The 1,964-nt window shown below is 41.1% G+C and carries 2 protein-coding genes; both read right to left on the bottom strand.

Annotated elements, in window-relative coordinates:
- Positions 1–1,340: GH3 auxin-responsive promoter family protein (locus ACEW8O_RS23190; RefSeq protein ID WP_373497010.1), on the bottom strand; the 1,340-nt coding region annotated here is incomplete at its 3' end.
- On the bottom strand, positions 1,340–1,964 hold a 625-nt coding region (gene lptB, locus ACEW8O_RS23185; RefSeq protein ID WP_373497009.1), incomplete at its 5' end, for an LPS export ABC transporter ATP-binding protein. The genes lptB and ACEW8O_RS23190, both read right to left, overlap by 1 nt.

Here is a 1,964-nt window from a genome sequence, read left to right as displayed (position 1 = left end):
GAATTGATTTCCCTTAAAGTACTGTCCAGTATTTGGATGAACCTTTCCTGATCTGAGGGTAATTTTTTAAATTCAATAACCCATTCATGTGCTCCTTTGCTTTTGGAATCACCAAAATAAACAGGCGCTGCTGTGAAATTTGTAATAAGGGCATCTGTTGATTCTGAAGCTTTTTGAACTGCCTTCTCAGCATTCTCCACTATCACTTCTTCGCCAAATGCATTGATAAAATGTTTGGTTCTCCCCGATATTTTTAACCTATACGGATAGGTATTGGTGAATTTGACAGTATCTCCGATTTTGTATCTCCAAAGTCCTCCATTGGTTGAGATCAAAATCGCATAATTTTTCCCGATTTCAACTTCAGACAAAGGAATGACTTTAGGATCTTCTTTTTCCCATTCTTCCATAGGAATGAATTCATAAAAAATCCCATAATCCAGCATCAATAACAATTCCTCTGAATCCTTTTGATCCTGAATCCCAAAAAATCCTTCCGATGCATTATAGGTTTCCACATACCGCATTTTGTCTGAGGGAATCAACTCCCTGAATAAATTCCTGTATGGACCAAATGCAACTGCTCCATGAAAAAACACTTCGAGATTGGGCCAAACTTCCAAAATGTTGCTTGCCCCTTTGAGATCCATGATCCTTTGGAGCAATACTATCGTCCAAGTGGGCACACCGGAAATACTCGTGACATTTTCATCCATGACCTCAAGAGCGGTCTTTTCAATTTTGGACTCCCATTCACTCATCAGTGCTATCTCCAGATTGGGTGTCCTTGCAAACTGCACCCAGATGGGCAGATTGTGGGTAATCACCGCAGAAATATCTCCTACCTGAATATTGCTATCACCGTTCAATGGGTTTTTTGCCAGACTTCCTCCTATCGTAAGACCCTTGCCGGTAAAAAGTTTACTTTCCGGATAGTTGTTGACATACAGGGAAAGCATGTCCTTCCCGCCTTTGAAATGGCATTCTTCCAGAGATTCCTGCGAAACAGGTATATACTTACTCCTGCTACCTGTAGTTCCCGAAGACTTTGAAAACCATTCTATTTCGGTTGGCCAAATGACATTTTGGGTTCCTCTCATCGTTTTTTCGATGTAGGGCTTCATCTGTTCATAGTCATGGACCGGAACCTGATCCGCAAAATCCTCATAAGAACGGATGTCTCCAAAATTATATTTCTTCCCGAATTCTGTTCTTTTTGCCGCAGTGATGAGCTCATCAAATATCTGATTTTGAGACTCAGTGGGGTATCTCATGAAATTTTGGATCTGACCTATACGGTTTTTAAAAATCCAGGTCATAAAAGAGTTGACAACTTCCATCAGTTAAAAACCTTTCGTTTAAGTTCAAAATGTTGGCCAAGATAAACCCTTCTGACCTGTTCATCTGCCGCTAATTCTTCAGCAGTACCTGCTTTCAGTAATTGACCTTCAAACATCAGGTATGCCCTATCAGTAATGGATAGGGTCTCATTGACATTGTGGTCGGTAATGAGGATGCCGATGTTTTTGGTTTTGAGTTTGGCTACGATCCCTTGGATTTCTTCCACAGCAATCGGATCTACCCCGGCAAAAGGTTCATCAAGAAGCACAAATTTTGGATCCACTGCCAATGCCCGTGCAATTTCAGTCCTCCTCCTTTCCCCACCGGACAAAACTACACCCAAATTCTTCCGCACATGGGTCAAACTGAATTCCTCCAATAAGCTCTCCATTTTTTCCTTTCTTTCGACTTTGGTCATCTTGGTCATTTCCAGTACAGCAAGAATATTCTCTTCAACAGAAAGCTTTCTGAATACAGATGCTTCTTGGGCCAAATACCCAATTCCTAATTTTGCCCTTCTGTACATGGGAAGTTTGGTGATATTCCGGTCGTCCAAAAAAATCTGCCCTTCATTGGGTTTAATTAGCCCAACAATCATATAAAAAGACGTTGTTTTTCCCGCC

This window comes from Aquiflexum sp. (assembly GCF_041749095.1).
Lineage (GTDB): Bacteria > Bacteroidota > Bacteroidia > Cytophagales > Cyclobacteriaceae > Aquiflexum.
The sequence above is the reverse complement of the archived record's forward strand: the minus strand, read 5'-3'. Positions and strand labels throughout refer to the sequence as shown.